This is a genomic window from Streptomyces sp. HUAS 15-9 (genome assembly GCF_025642155.1).
Lineage (GTDB): Bacteria > Actinomycetota > Actinomycetes > Streptomycetales > Streptomycetaceae > Streptomyces.
The window spans coordinates 1,515,428-1,538,073 of the sequence record NZ_CP106798.1; the positions used below are offsets into that span (position 1 = coordinate 1,515,428).

The window sequence follows — 22,646 nt, forward strand, 5'->3', positions numbered from 1 at the left end:
AAATGGATGCGGAATCGGCCACAGGAGTCGCATCACGCAACTCGGCGGCGTAAAACAGCGCAAGCCGGGCAGCCACTGGGGAGTCGGTGTTGTGGAACACCGAAGCGAGCGGTCTGCCGGCGGTGGGGAGTGACACGGTGATGGGCACGGCGGAGCGGCGCGAGGCGCCCGAGGACGGTGTGAAGGCGCGCTCGACGGCGCGGCGGGGGCCGAAGGCACTGGATCCCGACATTCCGTCGCAGCGGCACGATACGGAGTACACCGAGGCGCAACCGCAGCCGCGTTACCGGCCGTTGTGGATAGAGGAGCCGGCGCGGCGGCGCCGGATGCCCGATCCGGTGCGGACCTCGGCTGTGCGCGCGGTGCTCATCATCTCCGTGACACTGATTCAGGCCATGGTGGCGTTCCTGTGCACGATGGCCGGGTCCTGGCTGGCGTTCCCGATGGTGATCAGCAGCGTGGCCAGCACCGTGGTCGCCACCTGGGGCGTGGTCGACATCTGGGTGACCCGCCAGGTGTGGAACCAGCGCAACGGCGTGGTGTCGGAGCCGAGCAGCACGGCACGCACGCTGCGGCGTGAGCGGCGCGCCGCCCGGCGGCAGGCACGGGCCGACGAGCGGGAACGGGAGCGGATACGGCGCCGGGGCGGCACCGGGCAGTTGTCACACCCCTGAGGAAGCCGAGTGCAACGCTGAGGGGCGAGCCCGAAGGACAGCTTCCAGGTGACCCCGTTCAGGGGGTCGCGGAGGCCGGTCGTTTGAACATGCGCGTCGCCGTGATCTCGCTGTGCACCGCCTCCTCCGCCCGGGGCGGCTGCGGCAGACCCGGGCGGAGGTGTTCCTCCACGCTGATGTACTTGAGACCGGCCCGCAGGTCGGCGTCGTTGCGCAGCCGGATGACCAGCGGGAACTCGGCCAGTGCGGTCGTGTCGAACAGGCCTGTGGTGTAGAGGAGCTGGACACCGAGCGCATCCGACACCGCCCGCTGGAGCTCCAGCAGATACGTGGCGTTGGCGCGTCCGATGGGGTTGTCCAGGAACAGCGTGCCGGCGTGACGGTGCTTGTCCCGGCCCCGGTCGTTGCTCCTGAGCGCCGCCATGGTGCAGTACAGGGCGATGGCGGCGGTGAGCAGCTGGCCGCCGGAGAACACGTCTCCCATCTGGCCGACGGGGACGCGCTCGGCGCGCAGCACGGCGTCTGGCTTGAGGATCTCGACCGCGACCCCCTTGGGCTGGAGTGCCGCGGCGACACCGCGCAGCAGCAGGGACATGCCGTCGCGGCGCAGGTCGGAGTTCTTCTTCACCGCGGCGCGCGTGGCCTCGTCGATGACCTCGCCCAGCCGCTCGGTCAGCGTCGCATGGTCGGGCTCCTCGAAGCGGATGCGCAGGAACTCCTGGCCGGACCACTCGCCCAGTCCCTCGGGCAGCCGGGACAGCCGCTGTGCGGACCGCAGCGTGGCGAGGGCCGACTCGACGAGCCCCCGCAGCCGGTCCACGATCGAGTCCCTGTTGCGCTCCAGCTGCGCCAGCTCGTCCGTGAGGACGCGGAGGCGGGGTGCGAAGGCATCCGCCCACTTCTGGGCGTGTTCGGGCAGCGCAGAGGCCGGAAGCTCGCGGATCTGCTGACGGGCGGGGGTGCGGACCTGCTCGTAACGGGTGGAGTTGGCGTGCCGGACCAGGACGTCGCCGGCCTCGCGCACGGAGGTCTCGGCGGCGGACAGGTCGGCGGCGCAGCCGCGCAGCGAGCGGCGGGCCTCGGCAGCCGACTGACGGGCCTCCTCCAGCCTTCCGGGATACGGCTCCGGCTCGTCCTGCTCCTCCTCCACGGTGTGCTCGCGCAGCAGATCGCGGAGCATCGCGGCGATCTCGTCGAAGCCACCGGCCGCGTCCTCGGCGGCCCGGTGGGCCTCCAGCAGTTCGGCGTGCGCCTCGCGTGCCTGGGCCAACGCCTCGGTGCGGGAGGTGAGTTCCGCGGTGGTGGTGCGCAGCAGCGCCTGTGCGTGCTCGGCGTCGCGCGGGAGCAACTCCTCGGGCAGCTCGGTGTGCGCCTCGCTGTCCTCCGGGGCATGCCGCTCGGACTCGCCGCGCAGCCGTCCTAGCTGCTCGCTCGCGGTCGACATACGGGTCTCCAGGAGCTGCACCAGCTCCTCCGCGCGCGCGGCGGCGGCCTGCCGGGAGGGGCCGTCGGATCCGTCGGGCGACTGAAGCAGTTGCTCGGCGCGGGTACGGACCTTGTTGCTGAGCCGGTCCAGTTCGGCGTGGGCCGCGCTCTCGTCGCTCTCGGCCCGGGCCTGTTCGGCGCGCAGGTCGGCACCGACACCGACCTTCTCGTACACCTGGGAGGCGGCCCGGTAGGCCTCACGTAGCGCGGGCAGGGGGGTCTTGGGCCCCTCCGCGTCGTCCTGGGGAACGTCGTCGGGGGCGCCGGCGATCTCGGAGCGCTCGGCGCGCAGCGCACGCGCGGTGCGCCGGGCGTCGTCGGCGGCGCGCTGCGCGGCACGTCGGTCCTCGTCGGCGGCGCGGGCCCGCTCCAGGCAGGTCTGGGCGCGGGCCTCGGACTCGGCGGCCTCGTCGGCGAGTTCACGCATGGTGACCTGCCAGCCGGAGCGCTCGCGCAGCCGGAAGGCGAGTCCGGCGAGGGCGTCGGCGGCCCGCCGGGCCTTCTGGGCGGCCTCCTGTCGCTCGTCGCGGGCGTGCGCCGCCTCGGCGGCGGCCTCGTCGGCCTCGGCGTGCACGGTCCGTGCCTCGGCCAGTTCGGCCTCGGACTCCTCGGCGAACGCGCGCGAGGTGCGCGCGGCCTGTGCCAGCTCCACAAGCCGCCCGGCCGGACAGCCCGTACGCCACGAGGCCAGACGGGCCGCCAGCTCCCGGTCCTTGCCGAGCCGGGCGGCCAGCGTCCGGATCTCCTCGTCCCGCTCGGTCGCCCGCGCGCGCAGCGCCTGCCGCTCCTCGTCGGCGGCGTGCTCGTCGTGCATGGCCGGGTTCGGTGGTACGAGGAACACATCGCCGACGGTCGAGTCGGCGGCCGGGGTGGGAGCCAGCAGGGCGGCCGCCGTACCCACGGCCACGGCGGAGCGCGGCAGCAGCGCCGCGTCACTGAGCGCCTCACGGGCACGCGCGTGCGTGTCCGGGTCGGTGATGATCACGCCGTCGACCAGCTCCGGACGGGCGGCGAGCACACGCGCGTGGTCGGCCGGGTCGACGGCCTGGGCGAGATAGCGCCAGCCGGGCAGCGCGGGGATGCCGTGCTCGCCCAGGAACTCGACGGTGGCCAGCACGTCGGGGCCGGGCGGCAGCAGTCCGCCGTCACCGAGCGCGCCGAGGATCCGGGCGTCGTCCGCCGCGGCGGTGCGCAGATCGAAGAGCTGGCGTTCGGCGGAGGAGACGGTGACGTCGAGGAGTTCGCGCAGTTCGTCCGCGAAGCGGTCCAGGTCCTCCGGGGTCATGGGGCCTTCGTCGAGGTCGCGGGTGGCACGGAAGCCGTCGGCCTCGGGGGACGAGCCGGTGGCCGCGCCCCCGCCCCGCGCCGTGACGTCGTCGGCTCCGGCCCGCGGACCGGGCACCCCGGCCCGCGCGCCCCCGAAGGCTCCCGGCAGGCTCAGGAGTTCGCCGAGCCGCTCCTCCCCCGCCAGCGTCTCGGCGAGACGGCGCTCGGCGTCGTACGCCCGCTCCGCCGCCGTGGCCGCATCCGATGCGCGGGCCGCCGTCAGCTCCGCGCGGGCCTCCGCGGAAGCCGCTTCGCGCGCGTGCTCCGTCGCCTTCCGGGCGGCCTCGCGGGCCGTGTCCCAGGCGGCGACGGCCGCCTTCTCGGCGTCGCTGGCCGCGAGGGCGGCGCGGGCCGGGTCGGCGTCGGGCGCGCTGTCGTCGAGCCAGCCCGCCCGCACCGCCTCGGCGGTCTCCTGCTCGACCTCGGTCAGGCGCTGGCGCAGATGTCCGGCCTCGCTGCGGGCGCGCTGTGCCTCCGTGGCGGCGGCGGTCGAGTCGCGGTACGCGGACTCGCCGACCTCTTGGAGGGCGGCGGAACGCTCCTCCCCCTCGTTGGCGAGGGCCTCGGCGCTCTCGGCGGCCGCGTGCAGGGCCCGTACGAGATCCACGGCGGCCTTGGCCCGGGCGGCGAGCGCGGGCGCCGCGTCCCGTTCGGCCTCCTGGATGGCGGCGGCCACGCGGGCGACGCGGTCGGCGGCGGCGCGGTGGCGCAGCACGACCTCGGCGGCCTGCCAGGCGGAGTGCAGCGTGCGCGCGTCGGCGAGCTCGCGCTTCTGTGCGGCGGCGGCCTTCTCTCCGGCGGCCAGCGCCAACGAGGCGTGCCGGTAGGCGAGTTCGGCGGCGATCAGCGCACTGCGCTCCCGGGCGCCCTCGGAGTGCGTGACGGCGTAAGCGGCGGCCGTGACCCGCTGGGCGAGGTCGGCGGCGCGCACCCGCTCCCGCACGCCGCGCGCGGACAGCCGCCGCGCGAGCGTGCGCGTACGGCGCTCGGCTCCCGCGTGGATGTCACGCGCGCGTGCGCGCGCCTGCGCGGCCTCGACGATCCGCCCGAGCAGATCGACCGACCCGGCGGTGAAGTCCCGCTCGGCGATCAGCTCGGCCCGCCGGCCCAATTTGCTGCCGAAGCCGCCGACCAGATCGGCGAGCCCGTCGGTGTCACGGGTGTCGGTGACCGCGCGCAGCAGCAGGTCGGTGAAGTCGGAGTCCTTCTTCACCGCGAAGAGACCGGCCGCCTCGCCCTCGTCGGCGTTCATCTCCCGCTGGTAGCGGAAGAGTTCGGGGTCGAGGCCGAGGTCGCCGAGGTGCTCGATCCAGCGGTCGTGGATCTCCTCCCAGTGCACCTCCAGGTGCGGGTACGCCTTCCCGGCCTCGGTGATGGCGTCGCGGAAGCCCTTCATCGTGCGGCGGCGGCCCTGCGCGCCGGAGGCGCCCTCGACGGGCGGACGTACGGCCGTGGACTCGGCGACGGGGAGGTTGTCGAGGCTGAGTCCCGGGCCGGGGCGGAAGGAGTACCAGGCCTCGGCGAACTTCCGGGGGTCGTTGGAGACCTGCCGCCCGCGCCATTCGCTGACCTTGCCGACCACGACGCACTCGCCTGTGAGGGTGTGCTGCCACTCCAGTGCCACGTGTCCGCAGTCGTCGGCGAGCAGGAACTTGCGCAGCACGCCGGAACTGGCGCCGCCGAGGGTGTTGCGGTGACCCGGCAGCATCACCGAGAAGATCAGCTTGAGCAGGACCGACTTGCCGCCGCCGTTCTCCAGGAAGAGCACGCCGGCGGGGGCGGGCCGGCGCGGTGGGCCGACGGGCTCCTCCTCGAAGAACTCCGCCTGCGTCGGGGCGGGGTCGGGCACCGGCTCGCCCACGCCCCGCAGGTCAAGCACGGTGTCGGCGTAGCGCGCACCGGCGGGCCCGATGGAGTAGAGGCGGACCCGGGACAGCTCGTACATGGCGGACTCTCGTCGTCATTCTTCGGAAGGGTGCGGTGGTTCGGATGCTTCGGCGGCTTCGGAAGCCGCGGCGGCTTCGGGTGCTGCCGGAGCCTCAGGAGTGGAACGGCAGCCCGGCCTCGGCCACCAGTTCCAGATCCTCGGTGTTCTCGGCGGGCAGCAGGCTCGCGGTGCCGTCGGTGACCGGGACGACGCCCAGGTCGAGGAGTTCGGCCAGCGCGGCGCTGCCTGCCATGTCGCGCACCTGGAGCTGGTAGCGGGCCGTCGTGCGGTAGGTGCCGCCGTTGTCGTCGCCCGTGCGCTGCAGGAACCCGGAGTCGGTGAGGAACGCGGCCGCCTTGCCGACGATGCCGGTGGTCGAACCGGCCAGCCGACGGGCGTCCTTGGTGGCGCCGGCCGCGCTGCGTCTGGCCCAGATCCGCCAGGCGGTCTCCAGGCCGGGCGCGTCGGTGGCCGGGTCGGTGTTCTCGCCCCGCTCGTCGGCGCGCTCCTCGAGGCGCCGGCAGGCCTGCCGGACGAAGGCGTCGACGCCGTTGACGGTGATCCGGCCGATGTAGCCGTCGTCGGCGAGGTCCTCGGGCCGCGGGAACGCCAGGGCGGCGACGGCGAGATGGGCGAGGCCGTGCAGGAACCGGTCCGCGGAGTCGGCGGACGCTCGACGCGCGTAGTCGCCCATGCGCACGGCGAACACCGAGTCCTCGGCGGCCGTCACGGCCATCCCCGCGCGCGGGGACACTTCCAGTACGACCAGTCCGAGCCCGGCGGCGACGGCGTCCGCGAGCCGCGCGAACGGCGGGTCCTCGCGGTACCGGCGCAGCAGTTCGGTGTACTCCTGGTCGCGCGCGGGCTGCAGCTTGGGCTGGAGTCCGAAGGCGACGAGCCGGGCCGCGTCGGCGGCGTCGGCGGGCGTGACGGCGTGGTGGCCCGGCGCGGCGGCAGGCTCGGGCTCGCTCCAGTCGACGTGCTCGGTCACGGCTCCAGCTCCTTGTCGCTCTCACATTCGTACGTACGTCGGCCCGCTCCGTTCACGCCGCCTCCGTCCGGTCCGCCGCCATCCCCGCGGCGTCCAGCAGGGCGGTGCCGACGATGAGGTCGGCGCCGCCGAACTCGGGATCGTCCAGCTCCGTGCCGTCGTCCACGGCGAACAGCAGTTTCTCCTCGCCCTGCCGGTAGGCCGTGCCGACCGCGGGGCTGGCCGCGTGCACCGCCAGCAGCGCCACCAGGTACGGGAGGTCGGGGTCCTGCCGGCGCGCCTGAGCGAGCAGTCCGGACAGTCTCCTCGGCGCGTCCGCGGGCAGATCCAGCAGCTCCTTCGCGGCAGCCAGCTGATCGTCGCTGAACCGGCTGTCGTCCGGCGTGGCGACGAGGTCGGGCTCGGGCATCTCCACGCCCAGGTGCTCCCGTTCCACCGGCGGTGTCAGGAGCAGGTCGACGAGGTCCGTGACCCGTACCGAAGCGGGCGTGCGCAACCCGGTTCCGCGCGCGAAGAAGGCGTCCGTGACCCGGATCGCCTGCTCCAGGGGCAGGGGCAGCAACGGCGCGACGAGGTGGCCGTAGAGGTCTATCCCCGAGGTCGTCATGGGGGTGGCGAAGGCCTGCCGGTCCTGCTCGGCGCGGAACAGGGGGCCCGCTTCCAGCAGCCGGGACTGCAGTTGCGTGTGCCGCCGGATGCAGTCCTTGACGATGTCGACCAGCTCGGCGGCGCGGCGCTTGTGCTCGGCGTCCTCGGTCTCGTCGCGGGCCTTGCGGATGTTGGTGAGGATCGCGTTCTCGTGGCGGTAGCGGTCGGCGACGTGGTCCAGGGCCTCGGCGATCATGTCCGGAACGGCGTTGAGCCAGTCCACGGCCCGGACGTTGCGCCGGGTGGCCTCCAGGGCCCGGCGCAGGGTCTCCGAGTACTGCACGGTCCGGTACCTGGCCTGCTCCGCGGCGAGCTGGGCGTCGGCGAGACGGCCGCGGTTGATCAGGACCTCCAGCTTGACCTCGGCGGCGATCTGGGCGCTGGTGACGTCGGTGTCGAGCGCGCCGACCAGGACGTTGACCGCCTCGTCCGTCGTCCGCAGATAGACGGTGCCGCCAGGGCCGGGGACCTCCTCGATCAGCTTGAAGTCGTAGTCACGGCGGACATAGGTGCCGTCCGGCGCGAACGTGCCGTACACGGCTCGGAAGCCGCGGTCGACGCTGCCGACATTGATCAGGTTCTCCAGGACCCAGCGGGCCACCCGCTCGTGCTCGGCGACGGGCCGCCGCGGGGCCTGGGCGGCGATGCGCGGGATGAGCCTGGCCACTATCTGCTCGTGGTCGGCGCCCGTGTCGAAGTCCATGTTGAGGGTGACGAGGTCGATGGCGGCGAGGGCCACCTCCGCCATGCCGTACACCGAGTACTCGCCCGCCAGGTTCGCCTTGCGCGCGTCGAGGTCGTGCAGCGGCGCCGTGCAGGCGAGCGCGCGCAGCCGCCGCGCCAGTCCCTCGTCGGCGGCCGGGCCCGGAGCCGGGCGCGGCCCCGCGCTGAACTGGGGCGGAACGCTGTCCGTCGATGCAGGCGAAGTCACGGTGCACAGACTAGGTCCTCGGTCTGACAACGACCCAAACGACGCAGAAGCGACGGCCGTCACAGCAGCGCGAGACGACCTCGGCGGTCACCTCGGCCGGGTCTTCGGCGGTCACCCCGGCCGGATCCTCGACCGTCATCTCGGCCGGATCCTCGGCCGTACCTTCAGCCGTCGCCCCGGACGTCCTCCCCGACCCGCCTCCGGTACACCTCGACGACCCGCTCGAGCGAGTCCGCGAGATAGGTCTCCAGGAGCTTCTCCGCCTCGCGCCGGTCCCCCGCCTGGAGCGCCTGGAGGATCAGGCGGTTGCGGGCCAGGTAGGGCTCGTGCAGCCGGCGCGGGTCGTCCACGACGTGGAAGGCCAGCCGCAGCTCGGCGAAGACGCTGCGCATCAGTTCGTCGGTGCGTTCGCTGCCGGCCAGGGCGACCAGTTCCCGATGGAAGTGGATGTTGGCCGTACCCAGTCCTTTCCAGTCATTCTCGACGGCGGCCACCTGTCCCTCCGTCACCGCCGAGGCCGGCCCGTCCAGGACGTACGGCGGCTCGCCCAGCCCGCGGACGACAGCGCACTCGACGAGAGCGCGGGTGCGGTAGATGTCCTCGACGTCCTCGACGGTCAGAACCCGGACGAAGACGCCCCGGTTGAGTTCGTGGACCAGCAGGCGCTCGTGGGTGAGCAGCCGGAACGCCTCCCGCAGGGTGTTGCGGGAGACGCCGAGCGCCCCTCCGATGCTGTCCTCCGACAGCCGGGTCCCTGGCGGGAAATAGCCATCCGCGATGCGGCTTCTGAGGATGTCCGAGACCCGCTCCGCGGTGCTGGTACGGCCCAGGAGGGCGCGGTCGTCGGCCAGTCCCGTCAGCTGCTCTGCCATGCCCGGAATTCAACCGCAGACACAAGGACGAAACAACATGGGTATTGAAGGATCGTTGAACGATCCTCTACGGTGCTCCGCACGGCACAGCTCAGTTCCCGCACCCTCCGTCCCTCATCTGCGAGGTGCTCATGAGCTCGACCCCTCCACCCCAGGCCCTTTCCTCCGGCACCCGGCACGACAGGGGTGAACGCGGCCCCTACGACGGCGCGTTGGGCTGGCTGCGCGCCCTCGGCCCCGGCGGCCGCCGCGCCTTCGCGGGCGCTTTCGGCGGATATGCCCTGGATTCCTACGACTACTTCACCCTGCCGCTGACCATGGTCGCGCTGGCGGCGTACTTCGGTCTGGACAGCGGCCAGACCGGTCTGTTCACCACCGTCACCCTGGTGGTCTCCGCGATCGGCGGCGCCGTGGCGGGCGTGTTCGCGGACCGGGTCGGCCGGGTCAGGGCGCTGATGATCACCGTGATCACCTACGCGGTGTTCACCGTGGCGTGCGGCTTCGCGCCCGACTACGAGACGCTGCTGGTGTTCCGCGCCCTCCAGGGGCTGGGTTTCGGCGGCGAGTGGGCGGTCGGCGCGATCCTGGTCGCCGAGTACGCGAGCGCGAAGCACCGAGGCCGTACGCTCGGCGCGATCCAGAGTTCATGGGCCGTGGGCTGGGGACTGGCCGCCGTCGTCTACACCCTGGTCTTCTCCTTCGCCGGCGACGACCTGGCCTGGCGCATCATGTTCTGGACCGGCGCGCTGCCCGCGCTGCTGGTGGTGTGGCTGCGCCGTCGGGTGCACGACGCCCCGGAGGCGACGGCCGCCCGCGAACAGAGCGCACAGCGGGGCTCGTTCACCGCGATCTTCCGGCCGGGCACGGCAGAGTCCCCTGGTCTGCTGCGCACGACGGTCTTCGCGGGCCTGCTCTCGACCGGCGTCCAGGGCGGCTACTACACCCTGGCGACCTGGGTGCCGACGTATCTCAAGACGGAGCGCGGCCTGTCCGTCGTCGGCACCGGCGGCTATCTGACCTTCCTGATCTCGGGCGCCTTCCTCGGGTATCTGACCGGCGGCCACCTCACCGACCGACTGGGCCGCCGCCGCAACATCTGGCTCTTCGCGCTGCTCTCGGCCCTGTGCATCCTGGCGTACGCGAACATCCCCCAGGGCGCCAACACCCTGCTGCTCGTGCTGGGCTTCCCGCTCGGGTTCTGCATGTCGGCGATCTTCAGCGGCTTCGGGTCCTTCCTGAGCGAGCTGTACCCGACGGCGGTCCGCGGCACCGGACAGGGCTTCACCTACAACACCGGCCGCGCGGTGGGTGCCGTCTTCCCGACCCTGGTGGGCTTCCTGGCCGACAGCTGGGGCGTGGGCGGCGCGCTGGTCTTCGGTGCGATCGGATACGGCATCGCGGCCCTGGCGCTCTTCGGGCTGCCGGAGACGCGCGGGAAGGAACTGGCGTGACCGCGGTGGACCGTACGCAGGACCGTCCCCTGACCCTGGTCGACGAGCACGCGCACGCGTGGAGCGCGAAAGACGCGCGGGCCCGCTTCCGGGCGGGCCTGGCGGGCCCCACGGCCGGGATCGCGGCGGGCCACACCCAGGCCAACCTCATCTCGGTGCCGGCCGACTGGGCCTACGACATGCTGCTGTTCTGCCAGCGCAACCCCAAGCCCTGTCCGGTCCTCGACGTCACGGACGCCGGTTCCTGGACCACGGTCCTGGCCGAGGGGGCGGACCTGCGCACCGATCTGCCCCGCTACCGGGTGTGGCGGGACGGGGAGCTGGTGGACGAACCGACGGACGTGCTGGCCCACTGGCGCGACGACCTGGTGTCGTTCCTGATCGGCTGCAGCTTCACCTTCGAGTGGGCACTCGCCGGGTCGGGCGTCCCGATCCGCCATGTCGAGCAGGGCCGCAACGTCCCGATGTACGTGACCGGCCGGCAGTGCCGTCCCGCGGGGCGGCTGAGCGGGCCCTTGGTGGTGTCCATGCGTCCGGTGCCGCCGGAGCACCTGGCCACCGCGATCCGGGAGAGCAGTCTGTTCCCGGCGGTGCACGGCAGCCCCGTGCACTGCGGCGACCCCTCGGCGCTCGGCATCGACGACCTCGCCGGCCCCGACTTCGGCGACCCCGTGACTGCCGGACCGGACGACATCCCGGTGTTCTGGGCCTGCGGGGTGACGCCCCAGGCCGCGGTGATGGCCTCGCGTCCGCCGTTCGCGATCACCCACGCACCCGGCCAGATGTTCCTCACGGACGCCCGCGACGAGCAGTACCGCGTCGTCTGACAGCACGACACGAAGACCGGAGGCACACGGTTCCATGACCGCGATCGATCTGAACGCCGACCTCGGCGAGGGCTTCGGCCGCTGGCGGCTGACCGACGACGAACAGCTGATGTCCGTCGTCACCAGCGCCAACGTGGCCTGCGGCTTCCACGCCGGGGACGCGGCCACCATGCGCCGGGTGTGCGAGCTGGCGGCCGAGCGAGGTGTGACGATCGGCGCGCAGGTCTCCTACCGGGACCTGGCGGGGTTCGGGCGGCGCGCGATGGAGGTGCCGCCCGCCGAGCTGGCGGCCGAAGTGGCGTACCAGATCGGTGCCCTGGAGGTCTTCGCGCGCGCCGCGGGCGCGCGCGTGGCCTATGTGAAGCCGCACGGCGCGCTCTACAACCGGGTCGTGCACGACGAGGAGCAGGCCCGGGCGGTGATCGACGGCGTGCTCCTCGCGGACGCCTCGCTCCCCGTCCTCGGGCTGCCCGGCTCCCGCCTGCTGGAGCTGGCGCAGAAGGCGGGACTGCCGGCCGTCGCGGAAGCGTTCGCGGACCGTGCGTACACCGACGAGGGGACGCTCGTGCCGCGCGGACTGGACGGCTCGGTGGTCAGCGACCCGGAGGCGGTCGTCGAGCGCTCGGTGGATCTGGCGCGCTCCGGCGCTGTCAACGCGCGCTCCGGGGCGCGCATCGAGGTGCGCGCCCGCTCGCTGTGTCTGCACGGGGACACTCCGGGTGCGGTGGAGCTGGCCCGGCGCGTGCGCGAGCGGCTGGTGGCGGCGGGCGTCCGGGTGGAGGCCTTCGCATGAGGGCCGTTGTCGTCGGCGACAGCGCACTCCTCGTCGAGGTGTCGTCCGGCGCACAGGCCCAGGCGTTGCACGCGGAGCTGCTGCGCCGCCGCGCGGAGGGCTCCCTGGCGGTCCGCGAGATCGTCCCGGCGGCCGGTACGGTCCTCCTCGACGGCCTCGACGACCCGGTCCGTTGGGCATCCGAACTGACCGCCTCCGAGGTACCACCCGCTCCCGCACGCGCGCGTGCGGCGATCGAGCTCCCCGTGCGTTACGACGGCCCGGACCTCGCCGACGTCGCCGCGCACTGGAGGGTGTCCGTGCAGGAGGTGGCCCGCATCCACGCGGCCACCGAATTCACCGTCGCCTTCTGCGGTTTCGCGCCCGGCTTCGGCTACCTCACCGGTCTCCCGGACCGTTGCGACGTGCCGCGCCGGGCCACTCCGCGTACCGCCGTGCCGACCGGTGCCGTGGCGCTCGCGGGCCCGTACACGGGTGTGTATCCGCGTCCGTCGCCGGGCGGCTGGCAGCTGATCGGCACGACGGACGCGGTCCTGTGGGACCACGCGCGCGTGCCGGCCGCGCTGCTGTCACCAGGGACATGTGTCCGCTTCATACCGGCGGACGGCGCATGACCGACCGCGCGCTCGTCGTCGTGCGGGCCGGGGCGCTGACCACCGTGCAGGACACCGGGCGGCCCGGGTACGCCCACCTCGGTGTGCCCCGTTCCGGTGCTCTCGACGTGCCCGCCGCGGCGCTCGTCAACCGGCTGGTCGGCAACCCGCCCGACGCCGCCGTCCTGGAGACGACCCTCAACGGCTGCGCCGTACGGCCCCGTTCGACGGTCACCGTGGCGGTCGGGGGTGCCCCGTGCCCCGTCACGGTGGGCGGGCGGCCGGTCGCCTGGGCCGCCCCGGTCGTGGTGCCGGCCGGACAGGTGCTGGAGGTGGGCACGGCCGTCGCCGGAGTACGCGGTTACGTGGGCGTCTCCGGCGGCATCACCGTCGAGCCGGTCCTCGGCAGCCGTTCCACGGATCTGCTGTCCGGCCTCGGCCCGGCGCCGCTCGCGGACGGCACGGTACTGCCGCTGGGCACTCCGGCCGGTTCCCACGCGCGCGTGGACGTCGCGCCGCAGCCGCGGCCACCGGCCGAACTCGTCCTGCGCGTGACACCGGGCCCGCGCGACGACTGGTTCACGCCACGGGCCGGCCGCGACTTCACCACGCGCGTGTACCGGGTGTCGTCGGCGAGCAACCGCATCGGGCTGCGTACGGAGGGGCCCGCGCTGGAGCGGGCCGTGCCCGGCGAACTCCCCAGTGAGGGCATGGTGCTGGGCGCGGTCCAGGTGCCGCCGGACGGCCGCCCGGTGGTCTTCCTCGCGGACCACCCGACCACCGGGGGCTACCCGGTGATCGCGGTGGTCCGCGCCGCCGACCTCCCGGCGGCCGCGCAGGCGGTGCCGGGCACCCCGGTCCGCTTCGTGGCCGTGCGCCGCCGCTGAGCCGTCACGCCGCGTCCGGCTGCTCCGCGACGGACAGGGCGGCCAGCGCGGCCGACACCGCGGCGGACGTCCGCAGGTCGAGGCGGGCGCTGGTGCCCCGCGCGCGGTGCCGCATCTCGTCGACGGCCAGCCTCAGCAGCTGCGGCAGCAGGTCGGTGCAGCGTCTGGCCACCCAGGCGGTGCCTGCGGTGGCCAGCCACCACAGGCTCGCCGACTTGGTGGGCGCCGCGAACTCCGGCTCGGGCGAGGGCGTGGTCCCGGTCGCGAAGCCCGCGTCGGCGAGCAGCGCGTGGAAGCGCAGCGCCAGTTGCCGGTGGCCGCGCTCACCGGGATGCAGCCGGTCCGCGCTCCACATCGCACGGTCGCTGAGCCAGAGGCCTTCCGCGGCGTGCAGGTGGACGGCGCCGTAGCGGTCGGACAGCGCGTGCACGACCGCGTTCACCGCCCGCTGCCGCCGGGCCAGCGGGCGGGCGAGGGCACCCGGGAGCCCCAGCATCGCACCGGGGTCGGGCAGGCAGGCCGTGAGCAGGACCGTGCCCTGCCGGGTGAAGGCCGCGTAGACCTTGTCGAGCCGCGCGGCCACCGCGTGGATGTCGAAGGTGCAGCGCAGCGTGTCGTTGACGCCGATGACGACGGACACGACGTCCGGGCTCAGCTCCAGCCCGGCCGGGGTCTGCCGCTCCAGGACGTCGCGCGTCTGTGCCCCGCTGACGGCGAGGTTGGTGAACGCGACCTCGTCCTTCGTGAGCCCGCCGGCCAGCAGCGCGGCCCAGCCGCGCCAGCCGTCACCGGCGGGGTCGCCCACGCCCTCGGTCAGCGAGTCCCCGAGGGCCACGAAGCGGACGGGTCTCATACGACCCTCTCCGGGACGACGCGACGGGACGACGCCGGGGACGGCGCCGAGCTGTCCTGCCCGTTCGCGTCCTCCCCCGCACCACGGGACAGCACCGGCGCATCGTGTGCCGCGAGGAACGCCTCCACCGCCGTTCCCCACCCGAAGCACTCCGCACGCGCGCGTGCCGACTCCCGGCGCTCGGGCTCGGCCCGCTCCAGGAGTGTCTCGATCGCGTCGGCGAAGGCGTCGCCGTGGTCGGCCGCCGTGGCGCCCGCGGACCCGATCACCTCGGGCAGCGCGGACGACGCGCTCGCCACCACGGGCGTGCCGCACGCCATGGCCTCCAGGGCGGCGAGCCCGAAGGTCTCGGCCGGTCCGGGCGCCAGGGACACGTCGGCGGAGGCCTGGAGGGCGCCCAGTGCACCCCGGTCGGACACATGCCCGAGGAAGGTGACCGGCAGCCCGCGCTCACGCGCCCGCTGCTCCAGGCGCGCCCGCAGCGGCCCGTCCCCGGCCACCACGAGCACCGCCCGCCGCCCGCGCCGCAGCAGCGCGTCCAGGGCGTCGAGCGCAGTGCCCGGCCGCTTCTCCACGGACAGCCGGGAACACATCACCAGCAGCGCCTCGTCCGGGCGCGCGTGCCAGTCCCGCAGGCCGGGGTCCCGCAGGGCGGGGTGCCGCTCCATCAGATCGACGCCCAGCGGAGCCCGTACGACGTTGCGCGCGCCGATCCGCACGAACTCCCGCTCGGCGAACTCCGTGGTGCACACGACCCGCGAGTACGTGTGGGCCGTACGGATGTTGAGGGAGTCGGCGGCCCGGCGGGACAGGTTCTCCGGCACGCCCCAGGTGCGCAGTACGCCGTCGGCGGTCTCGTGGGACACCATCACGGCGGGGACCCGGGCCCGGCGGGCCCACCTGCCGGTCCAGCGCAGCGTCGTCCGGTCGGAGACCTCCAGGCGGTCCGGGGCCAGCTCCTCCAGGAGGGCGGCGACGCGCCGCTTGTCGGTGAGGACGCGGTAGCCGCCGGTGCCCGGCAGCAGCGGGCCGGGCAGGGTGATGACCCGGCCCTGCTCGGTGTCCTGGTCGGTGTGCCGCTCGCCCGGCACGATCAGCACCGGCTCGTGGCCGGCGGTGCGAAAGCCCTTGCCCAGCTCACGCAGCGCGGTGCGCAGACCGCCCGAGGCGGGGGCGACGAAGTTGGCGAGCCGCACGATGCGCAGGGAGTCGGTGGTCATGCCGCCACCACCGCCCGGCGCCCGGCGAGCACGTCGTCGTAGTGGGCGATCAGCTGGTCGCCGACGGCGGCCCAGGTGCGGCCCTCGACCGTGGCCCGCGCGGTGGCTCCGAAGTCGGCACGCAGCGCCGGGTCGGCGGCCAGGGCGCGCACGGCGTCCCGTACGGCGTCCGCGTCGCGCGGCGGCACCAGGAACCCGGTGCGGCCGTGGTCGACCAGGTCGAGCGGGCCGCCGGCGGCAGGGGCGACCACCGGCACGCCGCTGGCCATGGCCTCCTGGACGGTCTGGCAGAAGGTCTCGAAGGGGCCGGTGTGCGCGAAGACGTCCAGCGAGGCGAAGATCCGGGCGAGCTCGTCACCCGTGCGCCGCCCCAGGAAGACCGCGCCGGGCAGGGCCTCGGTCAGGTGCTCCTGGCTGGGTCCGTCGCCGACCACCACGACCCGCACGCCCTCCAGGCCGCAGACACCGGCGAGGAGTTCGACCTGCTTCTCGGGGGCGAGCCGGCCGACGTAGCCGACGATCAGCTCGCCGTTCGGGGCGAGTTCGCGCCGCAGCACGTCGTCACGGTGGTCGGGACGGAAGCGGACGGTGTCCACACCGCGCGCCCACAGCTTGACCCGGGGCACACCGTGCGCCTCCAGGTCGTGCATGGCCGCGCTGGAGGGGGCGAGGGTGCGATCGGCGGCGGAGTGGACGGAGCGGATGCGCCGCCAGGCCGCCGCCTCGCCGGCGCCCACGTAGGTACGGGCGTAACCGGCCAGATCGGTCTGGTAGACGGCCACGGCGGGGATGCCGAGCCGGGCGGCGGCCGCCATGCCGCGGACGCCGAGGATGAAGGGGCCGGCCAGGTGCACGACATCGGCGCGGTGCTCGATGAGCGCCGCGGCGAGGCGCCTGCTGGGCAGGGCGACGCGGACCTGGGGGTAGCCCGGGAGCGGGAGGGAGGGGACATGGACGACGGGGCACGGCGCCGAGGCGTCGGGCTTGTTCCCGGGAGCGGGGGCCGGGGCGACGACGAGAGGGGCGTGACCGCGATCGACGAGGTGCCGGGCGGTCTGGAGCGCGCAGTGGGCCACGCCGTTCACATCGGGGGGAAAGGATTCGGTCACGATGACGACACGCATACCGGTGTTCTCGCCGCACTGGACGTGGCCGCGTCAAAGTGGATCTTTCCGGACGACAAACGTCCCATGAGCGTTGCGCTGCACACCCGAGCAGGTCAGACCGTGTCCATGCCCTCCTGACCCGTGAGTCACCTCGTGTTCACGAGACCGGCCCGTCGGGCGTGATCCGACTGCGTACGGCTGTCTGGACCTCGTCCTCCTCGGCCGGATCGGCGGCCAGCCGGCGCAACTGCTCGACGACCCGGGCGTCGCCGGTCTCGGCATGCCGGGCGGCGATCTCGCGGGTGGTCTCCTCGCAGTCCCACAGGCATTCGACGGCGAAGCCCGCGGGGAACGAGGGATCGGTGGCGGCCAGGGCGCGGGCGGCGCGGCCGCGTAGATGCGATGAGGCCGTCTCGCGATAAATATGGCGCAGAACAGGCGCCGCGCAGACGATGCCGAGGCGTCCGGTGCCTTCGACGAGGGTCCACAGGGTCGGCGCGTCGGGGCCCTCGCCCCGTACGGCCTCGCGGAGCGCGCCGAGGACGAGGTCGCTGTCCTGGGTCCCGCCGCGGCAGGCGAGCATGCGTCCGGAGGCGGCGCCGAGGGCGTCGGGCCGGTGGGCCCAGCCGCGGGCCCGGTCGACGGCGGCGATGCTGCGCATCCGTTCGAAGGCGTCGACGGCGGCTTCCACGACGGGTGTCGAGCCGTCGGTCACCGCGGCCTCGATCAAGCCCAGGGCGTCGGGGTCGTTGCTGTCGGCCAAGTACCTCAAGGCGGTGCACCGGGCGCCCTCGCCGCCCTCCCGGGCGGCCCGGACGATCTCCGGCCGGTCCTCGGGGCCCGCGACGGCGACGAGGCAGCGGGCGGCCGGGACATGGAGGGCGGCACCGCGTTCGACGCCCTGCTGAGCCCATTCGAACACCGCCTGCACGCTCCACCCCGGACGGGGCCCGCTCGGCCGCATCTGGCGTTGCCATCGGTCGAAGCAGCCGGCCTCCTGGGCGGCACGCACGCGTGTGGCGACGGATTCGCGCGGATCCTCGGCCCACAGCCGCCAGGGCCGGGGCTCGAAGGCGTCCCGCACGGCCGCGGCCAGTTCGGCCTCGCCCTCCGCGTCGGTGGCGAAGCGGGCCAGCACGGGGGCGGCGAGGGCGCGCAGGCCCGCGTCGTCGTCCCGCAGGGCGAGTTCGTCCAGGGCCCAGGCCCAGTTGGAACCGATGGCGGCGTACCTGCGCAGCAGTTCGAGGGCGTCCCGCCTGCCGTACGAGGCGAGGTGCCCGAGGACGGCGAGCGCGAGGCCGGTGCGGGACTCGTCGGAGTCGAGCACGTCCTCGGGGTCGAAGAGGTGGGCCTCGATGGCGTCCAGCTCTCCGTCGAGGTCGAGGTAGAGCCGGGCGTAGTAGAGGGAGCGGTTCTCCACCTGCCAGTCGTGGCGGGGGTCGCGGAGCACACAGTGGTGCAGTGCCGCGAGTGCCTCGGCACGCGGGGCGGTGAGCGCGTGCAGCGTGCCGTCGCCGCGGCCCCGCTGGAGCAGGCCGAGCAGCGTACCGCTGGGCGCTATGACCGGATCGAACATGGGAAACAGCCTCACATCAAGCGTCGACGCAACCGGGGAACACGCACTACCTGGCCGCGTGACACAACGTCGGGGCGCCCGCCGTCTTCTGCTTGCTGCTGACCATTTCTCTCTGCCTCTCGTCAGTGGCCCATGCGGACCGCATCACGGTCCGCGCGGTGCGGCAACACCTGCCCTGCCATCACGTCCGTGAATCACGACGTCATGATGACTCGCGGGTTTCTCCTGCCGCGACCGTATTTCCGGCGGCCCTTTACCGCCTCCCCCGTTTTGTGTGTCGTACCTGATCAGGACGTTCGGATCACTGTGCGCCGAACAATTCCAGGAGTTCCTTCTTACCGAACATACGCGCTGTGTCGATGGCGGACGGAGTACCCGCGGTGGGGTCGGCGCCGCCCTCGAGAAGAATCTTGATCACTTCTTGCTCACCCTTGAACACCGCCCCGGCGAGCGGGGTTTGACCCCGGTCGTTCACCCGGTCCGCCTGGGCGCCCCGGTCGAGCAGTTCGCGCACCGCGTCGGCGTGACCGTGGTACGCGGCGAGCATCACCAGACAGTCCCCGCGGTCATTGGTGAGGTTGGCCGGCACGCCCGCGTCGACATACGCCACGAGCTCCTCGGTCCGGCCCTGGCGGGCCAGATCGAAGATCTTGGTCGCCAGCTCCACGACCTCGGGGTCGGGGGCTTGTGTCATCGGACGGACCGCCTCTCCTGTGAACTTCGGGACTGAGGGAGCGTACGGCAGCGAGCGGTTGCCGCCGTACGAGTGAATCGCCAGCGTACTGGCTTCCGCGGCACATGACCCGATCTGCCCGAGGTAAAGATCACCACGCAGGCCACCGGACGCAAGAGTGCCGGTCATCGGACGCCATGGTCTCGGTCGTCCGAGGCCATGAGCGCTGCTCCACCGGGCCGGACCGTTCCACCAAGAGAGGGAAAACGGGCGAAAACCACCCAGTTGCACCTTTTGTCGTATGGATACATGCTGTGATCCTGGAAGAACTCATGGTGACTGTCCCCCCTCGACACCAGGAGACCTCAAATGATTCTCTCCATGTCAGGCGTCGTCCTGCTCGGCATCATCGTCTTTCTCTTCTTCCGGAAGGACGGCCTCAAGGCATCGCACGCCTGTGTCTCATCGTTGTTCGGTTTCTACCTCGCCAGCACGGCCATCGCCCCGAGCATCAAGGCCGGCGGCGAGAGCCTGGCGAGCCTGCTCGGCGGCATCAAGTTCTGACGCCGCCCCTCACGCCCGTACGCACCAACAGGAGACAGCAGTGGCCCGGCGCCCCCTCCCCCGCATCCTGAGCAACGGCAGCGCACAGATCGCCCGGAGCCGGGAGCTGGCCCGGACGGCGGCCGACAGCGCCACCGACGTCCTCCATCCGCTGATCACCGTCACCCGCGGACTGCGCCGGCTGGCCCTGGCCGGGCGGCGCAAATGGGCGGACACGCCCAAGGACAAGCGGGGGCCGCTGCTGTTCCTGGCGGCCTCGGTCGTCCTGGTCGTGGCACTGATGCCGTACGGACCGCTGCTCGCCGCCATCACGCTGATGGCGGCGGCAGCCTGGCAGGGCCGGGAGCGGGCCGCGCCCGAACCCGAGGGCCCCGACGAGTCCCAGGTGCAGCGGCTGCAGTCGCTGTACGAGGCGCTGGTGCCCTACTTCTCGCACCCTGACGACCCGGCACCGCAGTACACCCACGGCGGGGAGTGGGAGAAGTCCTTCACCACCACCGGGTTCGACGACGCGGGACGGGTGTCCCACCTCGTCATCCGCTACCCGGCGTACTTCCCCGACGGGGAGGCCGAGGCCCGCGCGCGCATCGAGCATCTGCTCGCCGCGAAGGCCGGACGCGGCCGCGAGTACCACTTCGCCTGGGACGAGGAGGGCAACCAGCTCACCGTCACCGTCCTCGCTCCCCTGCCCACCGACATCGCCGCCCAGCGCTTCGTCACCGCGCCGGGCGAAACCGTGCTCGGCTTCACCGACCCCTCCGAGGTCCAGCGCACGCTTCCCCTGGACTACGGCGAGGAACAGCGCGACGTGCCGCCGGTCGTCTGGCGCACCGGCATCCGCTCCACCGAGCCGCATCTGCTGGTCGTCGGCCAGCCCGGCAGCGGCACCTCGACACTCCTGCGCTGCGTAGCCCTCCAGGCGCTCCAGCACGGCGACGTACTGATCGTCGAGGGCGGCAGCACCGGCGAGTACGCCTGCCTCACCGGCCGGAACGGGGTCCTGGGCGTCGAGTGCGGGCTGACCGGGGCACAGGCCAGCCTGGAGTGGGCCGCGCACGAGACGGAGCGACGGCTCATCGCGGCGAACCGGGCCCGGCAGGCGGGGCAGCCGACACCGGACGACGCCAAGCGGCCGCTGTGGATCCTGCTGGACCGCCCCAGCGTCTTCACCCATCTCGCCGCCGCGGACGGCCGCAAGGACCCGCAGGCCCTGCTCCAGGTTCCGCTGCGGCACGGCCGTGCGGCCCATGTGACCGTCGTCGTGGCCGAGCAGTTCGACAGCGCGGACGCGTTGAGCGAGCCGGTACGGCAGCACACGCGCGCGCGGGTGGTACTCGGCCCGGCGGCGCCGGAGCAGTTGGAAGCGGTGCTCGGGGCGCCGCCGCACACGACACCGCTCACCCATGTCCCGCCGGGGCGCGGCTACGCCCGCCTGGGCAACGGGCCCGTCCACCGGCTCCAGGTCCCGTCCACCCCCGACCCGTACGACGACGCGGCGAGCGACGCCGACCGCCAGGCGGTGCTGGCGCTGCTGCCCGCGCGGACGACACCGGCGGACGCCGAGCCCACGCGGCCGGTGGACACCGCAGCCGAGCCGGTGCCGGTAGAGGCCGTGGCCGCCGAGCAGGGCTGACCGCACCGACCTACGCGACGAACGTCCGCGGCGCCTCGGCCCCGCCGGTCGCCCCGGCCTCGACCAGCCGGGCCGCCGCGGCCAGGCGCGCCGCCGCCTCCTCGGCCACCGCACCCCCGACGGTGAACGGGAGTCGCACATACCCCTCGAACGCGCCGTCGACCCCGAAGCGGGGGCCGGACGGGACACGGACCCCGACCCGTTCCCCGGCCTCCGCGAGCCGCGAGCCCGACAGGCCGCCCGCGCGCACCCACAGCGTCAGGCCGCCCTTGGGCACCTCGAACTCCCAGCCGGGCAGCTCCCGCCGCACCGCCGCCACCAGCGCGTCCCGGTTCTCACGGGCCTGACCGCGCCGCAGGTCGACGGCCTGCTCCCAACCGCCCGTGCTGAACAGCCAGTTCACGGCCAGCTGCTCCAGTACGGGGGTGCCCAGGTCGGCGTAGGCGCGCGCGGCGACCAGGCTGCGGATCACATCCGGTGCCGCACGCACCCAGCCGATGCGCATGCCCGCCCAGAAGGCCTTGCTCGCCGAGCCGACCGTGATCACCGTGGAGCCCGCCGGGTCGAAGCCGCACACCGGACGCGGCATCGGTCCGCTCGCGAACTCCTCGTCCAGCCACAGCTCGCTCATCGTCTCGTCGGCCACGAGCACCGTGCCCGCCGAGCGGGCCGCGTCCACCAGCCGACGCCGCTGGTCCTCGTCCGCCAGCGCCCCGGTGGGGTTGTGGAAGTCGGCCACGACATAGGCGATCCGGGGCGCGGCCTCCCGCAGCACCTGCCGCCAGCGGTCCAGGTCCCAGCCGGACAGCCCGTCGGCCATCGCGACCGGCACAAGACGGGCCCCCGCCTCCCTCATCAGCTGGAGGATGTTGGCGTAGGAAGGGGATTCGACGGCGATGCGCTCGCCGCGGCCCGCGAAGAGATGGCAGATCGCGTCGATGGCACCCATCGCTCCGGTCGTCACCATGATCTGCTCGGGCATGGTGGAGATCCCGCGCGCGGTGTAGCGCTCGGCGATCATCGCGCGCAGCGCGGGCAGTCCGGCCGGGTAGTCGCCATGGGTGTGGGCGTACGGCGGCAGCTCCTCCAGCGCGCCCTGCACGGCCCGGGTGAGCCAGGGTTCGGGGGCGGGCAGCGCGGCGCAGCCGAGGTCGATGACGGAGCCGAGCGCCTCGGGCGGCAGCGGCTCGAGGCCCCGGGCGGGCAGCGGGTTCCCGGCGGGTACGGCCGTCCAGCTGCCGGCGCCACGCCGTGACTCCAGGAAGCCCTCGGTGCGCAGCGCCTCGTAGGCGGCCGCGACCGTGGTGCGGCTCACGGAGAGGGCGATCGCCAGTTCCCGTTCGGCGGGCAGCCGGGCGGCCACCGGCACCCGGCCCTCCAGCACGAGGAGCCGAATGCCGTCGGCGAGCGCGCGGTAGGCGGGCGGGCGGCGGGTTCCCGGGCCGGCCGGGCGCTCCTGCTGGGAGTTGAGCAATCGAGCGAGCTGCGCGGCACCCACCGCCGAGGTCCACTGCGCCATGAAGATCAGTCCACCTTCCCCGAATTGGCCATGGATGCCGTTCCTTCGCAAGCCACAGGGTGTCATGCGTCAGGCCACTACCACCACACCAGGGGGC

18 protein-coding genes are annotated in these 22,646 nt (G+C 73.5%); 8 read left to right on the forward strand and 10 right to left on the reverse strand.

Annotated features, from left to right (window positions below):
- Window positions 1-140 precede the first annotated feature (140 nt).
- On the forward strand, window positions 141-674 hold the full coding sequence (locus N8I87_RS06845; RefSeq protein WP_263216333.1) for a hypothetical protein: 534 nt from the start codon (window positions 141-143) through the stop codon (window positions 672-674).
- A 58-nt stretch (window positions 675-732) separates the two neighbouring features.
- Here the strand turns inward: N8I87_RS06845 and N8I87_RS06850 are convergent, their stop codons facing one another.
- The 4 genes from N8I87_RS06850 to N8I87_RS06865 form a co-directional block, all read right to left on the reverse strand.
- The gene (locus N8I87_RS06850) at window positions 733-5,430 is read right to left on the reverse strand and encodes a hypothetical protein (protein ID WP_263206438.1); all 4,698 of its coding nucleotides are present in this window, start codon (window positions 5,428-5,430) and stop codon (window positions 733-735) included.
- A gap of 94 nt (window positions 5,431-5,524) precedes the next feature.
- Window positions 5,525-6,403, reverse strand: a complete 879-nt coding sequence (locus N8I87_RS06855) for a hypothetical protein (protein WP_263206440.1) — start codon at window positions 6,401-6,403, stop codon at window positions 5,525-5,527.
- A 52-nt stretch (window positions 6,404-6,455) separates the two neighbouring features.
- The gene (locus N8I87_RS06860) at window positions 6,456-7,982 is read right to left on the reverse strand and encodes a hypothetical protein (protein ID WP_263206441.1); all 1,527 of its coding nucleotides are present in this window, start codon (window positions 7,980-7,982) and stop codon (window positions 6,456-6,458) included.
- 164 nt (window positions 7,983-8,146) lie between these two features.
- Window positions 8,147-8,854: a GntR family transcriptional regulator gene (locus tag N8I87_RS06865; protein ID WP_263206442.1), complete on the reverse strand. Its 708-nt coding sequence runs from the start codon at window positions 8,852-8,854 to the stop codon at window positions 8,147-8,149.
- 131 nt (window positions 8,855-8,985) lie between these two features.
- Between N8I87_RS06865 and N8I87_RS06870 the strand changes: the two genes are divergently transcribed.
- Genes N8I87_RS06870 through N8I87_RS06890 form a run of 5 tightly spaced genes read left to right on the forward strand, consistent with a single transcriptional unit; the run spans window position 8,986 to window position 13,405 of the window.
- Window positions 8,986-10,305, forward strand: a complete 1,320-nt coding sequence (locus tag N8I87_RS06870) for an MFS transporter (protein ID WP_263206443.1) — start codon at window positions 8,986-8,988, stop codon at window positions 10,303-10,305.
- Window positions 10,306-10,310: 5 nt separating this feature from the next.
- Window positions 10,311-11,132 (forward strand): putative hydro-lyase, encoded by an 822-nt coding sequence (locus N8I87_RS06875; RefSeq protein WP_263216335.1) that lies wholly within the window; start codon window positions 10,311-10,313, stop codon window positions 11,130-11,132.
- 34 nt (window positions 11,133-11,166) lie between these two features.
- Window positions 11,167-11,925, forward strand: coding sequence for a LamB/YcsF family protein (locus tag N8I87_RS06880; RefSeq protein ID WP_263206445.1), 759 nt, complete (start codon window positions 11,167-11,169; stop codon window positions 11,923-11,925).
- On the forward strand, window positions 11,922-12,539 hold the full coding sequence (locus N8I87_RS06885) for a 5-oxoprolinase subunit B family protein (protein WP_263206447.1): 618 nt from the start codon (window positions 11,922-11,924) through the stop codon (window positions 12,537-12,539). The genes N8I87_RS06880 and N8I87_RS06885 overlap by 4 nt, the downstream gene beginning before the upstream one ends.
- Window positions 12,536-13,405 carry a 5-oxoprolinase subunit C family protein gene (locus N8I87_RS06890; protein ID WP_263206449.1) on the forward strand — a complete coding sequence of 290 codons (870 nt, stop codon included), beginning with the start codon at window positions 12,536-12,538 and terminating at the stop codon, window positions 13,403-13,405. The genes N8I87_RS06885 and N8I87_RS06890 overlap by 4 nt, the downstream gene beginning before the upstream one ends.
- A 4-nt stretch (window positions 13,406-13,409) precedes the next feature.
- Here N8I87_RS06890 and N8I87_RS06895 read toward each other — a convergent pair whose 3' ends face one another.
- The 5 genes from N8I87_RS06895 to N8I87_RS06915 all read right to left on the reverse strand — a co-directional run bounded on the left by N8I87_RS06895 (window position 13,410) and on the right by N8I87_RS06915 (window position 18,854).
- Window positions 13,410-14,258 carry an SGNH/GDSL hydrolase family protein gene (locus N8I87_RS06895; RefSeq protein ID WP_263206450.1) on the reverse strand — a complete coding sequence of 283 codons (849 nt, stop codon included), beginning with the start codon at window positions 14,256-14,258 and terminating at the stop codon, window positions 13,410-13,412.
- Window positions 14,255-15,478 carry a glycosyltransferase gene (locus tag N8I87_RS06900; RefSeq protein WP_263206452.1) on the reverse strand — a complete coding sequence of 408 codons (1,224 nt, stop codon included), beginning with the start codon at window positions 15,476-15,478 and terminating at the stop codon, window positions 14,255-14,257. Before N8I87_RS06900 ends, N8I87_RS06895 begins: the two co-directional genes overlap by 4 nt.
- Entirely contained in the window at window positions 15,475-16,602 is a 1,128-nt protein-coding gene (locus tag N8I87_RS06905; RefSeq protein ID WP_263206454.1) for a glycosyltransferase family 4 protein, read from the reverse strand. Before N8I87_RS06905 ends, N8I87_RS06900 begins: the two co-directional genes overlap by 4 nt.
- Window positions 16,603-16,741: 139 nt before the next feature.
- The gene (locus tag N8I87_RS06910; RefSeq protein WP_263206455.1) at window positions 16,742-18,160 is read right to left on the reverse strand and encodes a HEAT repeat domain-containing protein; all 1,419 of its coding nucleotides are present in this window, start codon (window positions 18,158-18,160) and stop codon (window positions 16,742-16,744) included.
- A 301-nt stretch (window positions 18,161-18,461) separates the two neighbouring features.
- Complete coding sequence (locus N8I87_RS06915) at window positions 18,462-18,854, reverse strand: ankyrin repeat domain-containing protein (RefSeq protein WP_263206457.1); 393 nt, start codon at window positions 18,852-18,854, stop codon at window positions 18,462-18,464.
- 348 nt (window positions 18,855-19,202) lie between these two features.
- Between N8I87_RS06915 and N8I87_RS06920 the strand changes: the two genes are divergently transcribed.
- Window positions 19,203-19,397: a hypothetical protein gene (locus N8I87_RS06920; RefSeq protein WP_235455802.1), complete on the forward strand. Its 195-nt coding sequence runs from the start codon at window positions 19,203-19,205 to the stop codon at window positions 19,395-19,397.
- A gap of 40 nt (window positions 19,398-19,437) precedes the next feature.
- Complete coding sequence (locus tag N8I87_RS06925) at window positions 19,438-21,030, forward strand: hypothetical protein (protein WP_263206460.1); 1,593 nt, start codon at window positions 19,438-19,440, stop codon at window positions 21,028-21,030.
- Between the two features lie 10 nt (window positions 21,031-21,040).
- On the opposite strand, the gene N8I87_RS06930 is transcribed toward N8I87_RS06925, so the two are convergent.
- Window positions 21,041-22,549 carry an SCO1417 family PLP biosynthesis transcription factor gene (locus tag N8I87_RS06930; RefSeq protein WP_263206462.1) on the reverse strand — a complete coding sequence of 503 codons (1,509 nt, stop codon included), beginning with the start codon at window positions 22,547-22,549 and terminating at the stop codon, window positions 21,041-21,043.
- Window positions 22,550-22,646 lie beyond the last annotated feature (97 nt).

Excerpts from the sequence above, each read along its gene's own strand:
- N8I87_RS06870 (WP_263206443.1), top strand. The coding sequence starts at position 8,986 with ATGAGCTCGACCCCTCCACCCCAGGCCCTTTCCTCCGGCACCCGGCAC.
- N8I87_RS06930 (WP_263206462.1), bottom strand. The coding sequence starts at position 22,549 with ATGGCGCAGTGGACCTCGGCGGTGGGTGCCGCGCAGCTCGCTCGATTG.
- N8I87_RS06895 (WP_263206450.1), bottom strand. The coding sequence starts at position 14,258 with ATGAGACCCGTCCGCTTCGTGGCCCTCGGGGACTCGCTGACCGAGGGC.
- N8I87_RS06910 (WP_263206455.1), bottom strand. The coding sequence starts at position 18,160 with ATGTTCGATCCGGTCATAGCGCCCAGCGGTACGCTGCTCGGCCTGCTC.
- N8I87_RS06850 (WP_263206438.1), bottom strand. The coding sequence starts at position 5,430 with ATGTACGAGCTGTCCCGGGTCCGCCTCTACTCCATCGGGCCCGCCGGT.
- N8I87_RS06920 (WP_235455802.1), top strand. The coding sequence starts at position 19,203 with ATGATTCTCTCCATGTCAGGCGTCGTCCTGCTCGGCATCATCGTCTTT.
- N8I87_RS06915 (WP_263206457.1), bottom strand. The coding sequence starts at position 18,854 with ATGACACAAGCCCCCGACCCCGAGGTCGTGGAGCTGGCGACCAAGATC.
- N8I87_RS06905 (WP_263206454.1), bottom strand. The coding sequence starts at position 16,602 with ATGCGTGTCGTCATCGTGACCGAATCCTTTCCCCCCGATGTGAACGGC.
- N8I87_RS06865 (WP_263206442.1), bottom strand. The coding sequence starts at position 8,854 with ATGGCAGAGCAGCTGACGGGACTGGCCGACGACCGCGCCCTCCTGGGC.
- N8I87_RS06890 (WP_263206449.1), top strand. The coding sequence starts at position 12,536 with ATGACCGACCGCGCGCTCGTCGTCGTGCGGGCCGGGGCGCTGACCACC.
- N8I87_RS06885 (WP_263206447.1), top strand. The coding sequence starts at position 11,922 with ATGAGGGCCGTTGTCGTCGGCGACAGCGCACTCCTCGTCGAGGTGTCG.
- N8I87_RS06880 (WP_263206445.1), top strand. The coding sequence starts at position 11,167 with ATGACCGCGATCGATCTGAACGCCGACCTCGGCGAGGGCTTCGGCCGC.
- N8I87_RS06900 (WP_263206452.1), bottom strand. The coding sequence starts at position 15,478 with ATGACCACCGACTCCCTGCGCATCGTGCGGCTCGCCAACTTCGTCGCC.
- N8I87_RS06845 (WP_263216333.1), top strand. The coding sequence starts at position 141 with ATGGGCACGGCGGAGCGGCGCGAGGCGCCCGAGGACGGTGTGAAGGCG.